This is a genomic window from Okeania sp. SIO2F4, assembly GCF_010672385.1.
GTDB lineage: Bacteria > Cyanobacteriota > Cyanobacteriia > Cyanobacteriales > Microcoleaceae > Trichodesmium.
The window spans coordinates 1-3,360 of the sequence record NZ_JAAHGT010001020.1 but is presented as its reverse complement, the minus strand read 5'-3'; the positions used below and the strand labels follow the sequence as shown (position 1 = coordinate 3,360).

The 3,360-nt window shown below is 36.3% G+C and carries 1 protein-coding gene and 1 pseudogene; one reads left to right on the top strand and one right to left on the bottom strand.

Annotation, left to right across the window (positions count from 1 at the left end; translation table 11 throughout):
- Positions 1 to 179, bottom strand: a pseudogene (locus tag F6K22_RS36525) (allophycocyanin); the annotation flags it as partial.
- A 947-nt stretch (positions 180 to 1,126) separates the two neighbouring features.
- On the opposite strand from F6K22_RS36525, the gene rlmD reads away from it, so the two are divergent.
- Positions 1,127 to 2,575, top strand: coding sequence for a 23S rRNA (uracil(1939)-C(5))-methyltransferase RlmD (rlmD, locus tag F6K22_RS36520; RefSeq protein ID WP_375340229.1), 1,449 nt, complete (start codon positions 1,127 to 1,129; stop codon positions 2,573 to 2,575).
- Positions 2,576 to 3,360: the final 785 nt, after the last annotated feature.

The window sequence follows — 3,360 nt, the reverse complement described above, 5'->3', positions numbered from 1 at the left end:
CGCCATAACTCCTGACTAGCTTTGTCCGCAATTTTTTTCTCATTTTCAGAAAGCGCGCTAGCAATTCGCACCCGCTGCTCACCTGTTTTCAAAAAATCATTTATGGATTGAAGTTCCCCGCTACTGGGGTAACGTAATTCATCGTCTGCTTTGAGAATAACTTGACTAACTACACTCATAATTATCGAAAATTTGCTGAATTATATTTTATTTTAACCATTGACGGCCTTTCCAAATCATCAAATTTTAGAGGTTCTCTATTTATGCCAAAATTTTTATGGGGAAATAAGTAGGTTGGCGTTAAAATTTATTTTTATAGTAGTCGTTTCAAATAAAAATGAGACGCCTAGGCTAATTTTAAAGGATTATATCAAGGTTAAGTGTCTCAATCTTAACTGGAATGATTATAGTTACATACTTTTGTTTTTTTGTGGCTCTATATCTAAGCCTTTAAATGCTTTGTTACCTGCAATGAATTAGCCAAATTTACCGAAAAATTGGGTTTAAAGCCTCGCCCTTCTAAGGCGACTTTCTGTGTTATAATGAGTAGGGTTTGAACACCCGCCAAGTCTCATAAATACTGTAGAAAAGAAGATGTTTGTCGAAACTCCTTCACCTTCAGAGCTGAACTTGAGAAGCTTTCAGGTCAATGAGCAGTTCACACTTGAAGGCACAAATAAACACCATAAGAATTTTTGGTAAGTCGCGGGAGGGAATTCCGAGACTTTAAACGGACGTGGAGGCAAGCGTAACCCACCCCCATCCCCTCCCGGGAGGGGAGCAAGAGGGGTGGGTGCAGCAGTCTGTGAAACGTAAACCCGTCGAGGATATACGGCTCGGTAGGAATATCCGTGCCTTTAAGCCAGGGAGGATGTCAAAAAACCCAGAATTGCAAAAAAACTGACTTAAGGTCAAAAGATTAAAATAGATCAATTATTCTGATACAGAAAAACAATAGCCATTCATTAATGGATAATGGATAATTGATAATTACAAGAAGGTTTTAAGCGTTACGGAATTGAAGATAAGGAATATTGTCTTTGTTTTCCCCTATCCAAGAGGAAGCTTCAAGGTGCGAATTATTTAATTATTAATTATTAATTTTTCGGTAAGATCAAAAAACTTAGTGAAAATAAACAAACAAAAATTGGCAACATCAGTTTGGCAACAAGGTCAGCTAGTGGAAATAAGCATCACAGACTTAACAGATAACGGTGATGGAGTGGGTCGTTACGATCAAAAAGTGGTATTTGTGCCTGATACAGTTCCTGGCGATCGCCTCATTGCCCGCCTAACAATAGTCAAACGTAAATATGCCTACGGGAAACTACATCAACTTTTAGAAAAGTCTGACTTGCGGATTGAACCTTACTGTATTGTTGCGGACAAATGTGGTGGGTGTCAATGGCAACATATTAGTTATGAATATCAGCTTCAAGTAAAACAAAATCAAGTTATTCAAGCTTTAGAAAGAATAGGTGGACTAGAATTATTAGAGGTTAAACCGACTCTACCATCTCCATCCCCTTTTGGATATCGTAATAAAGTTACATATCCTCTAGGTATTTCTGCTACTGGTCAAGTTAAGGCGGGCTATTATCAGAAAGGTAGCCATAAATTGATTAATCTTAATCAATGTCCTATCCAAGACCAACGTTTGAACCTTTTACTCAAAGAAATTAAACAGGATATTACTAGGCGAAGATGGAAAATATATGATGAAAATAATCATATAGGTGTTTTACGTCATTTATCTTTGAGGATAGGAGAAAAAACAGGGGAAATTTTATTAACTTTGGTGGTGAATGGGAGTCAAGAAAATCCTGAAAAGTTATTACCTGGCATTACTGTTGAAGCTAAAAAATGGCTGGAAGATTATTCTCGGTTAGTGGGTGTTTGTTTGAACTACAACTGTAAGACGACAAATACTATTTTTGGTCAACAAACTGTTTGTATTGCTGGTAAGTCTTATGTGCGGGAAAAATTTAATGGTTTAGAATTTCAGTTGACTCCTAATACTTTTTTTCAAGTAAATACAAAAGCTGCGGAAAAATTAATAGAGGTTGTTTTTGAAGAGTTGGTTTTGAGTGGCTCGGAAATTATTGTTGATGCTTATTGTGGAGTTGGTACTTTCACTTTACCTTTAGCCAAATATTTACAGGATGTTGGTCATAATGATTCTCTAGAAATAGGAAAGAGAAAAAGTATGGTCATTGGTTTAGAAGTACAACAAGTGGCTATTGAGCGAGCTAGGTTTAATGCTGAAATTAATAACTTGACAAATGTACATTTTTATGTTGGAAAAGTTGAGAGTTTGCTGCCTCAGTTGGAAGTTAAACCAGATGTAGTTTTGTTGGACCCGCCGAGAAAAGGTTGCGATCGCTCTGTTTTAGAGACTTTATTGGAAATTTTACCTGAGCGTATTGTTTATATTAGTTGTAAACCTGCTACCTTGGCTCGCGATCTGAAATTTCTCTGTTCAACTGGTAAATATTATTTGAGTAAGGTACAACCTGCAGATTTTTTTCCTCAAACTGCTCATGTTGAGTGTGCTGCGTTTTTGGTAAGGTTTTGAGTTGAGATACTTTTGAGTTGGGATTTTTTAGATTGATTTTCCTTTCTACAAAATTTGCGGTCGCGTTTGCGTAGCATGACCTAGGAAAGCGGAACGGAGTTCTATTGCACTCAAAACTATGCTTTGGTTTTTTTGTTGAATAAAAAGTCATGCGTATAGGCGAATAAACCCTTATAGTTTCTATAATATCAAAATTTTTGTGAGGATGCAAGGAAAAATCCTTTGACGCGCCGATTTTTTAGGAGCTTCATAAAATGAAAATGTTTGTGGTTTTCCAGTCAAAAGAAATGGATGGAAAGATTTGAGGAGGGAAAAACAAGGATACATTATGTTTATGGAAGCTTGAGAAAATGAAAATCTTTCTGATATTTCTCCTGGGGAAATTTCCTGAATACTTAGGGCTTGCTGATTAAATCTCAAATTTACAAAATTTGCGGTCGCGTTTGCGTAGCATGACCTAGGAAAGCGGAACGGAGTTCTATCGCACTCAAAACTATGCTTTAATTTTTTAGTTGAATAAAAAGTCATTTGTATATACGAATAACCCCAGATAGTTTCTATAATATCAAAATTTTGGTGAGGATGCAAGGGAAAATTCTTCGACGCGCCGATTTTTTTCAGGAGCTTCATAAAATGAAAATGTTTGTGGTTTTCCAGTCAAAAGAAATGGATGGAAAGATTTGACGAGGAAAAGACAAGGATACATTATGTTTATGGAAGCTTGAGAAAATGAAAATCTTTCTGATATTTCTCCTGGGGAAATTTCCTGAATACTTCAACCTATC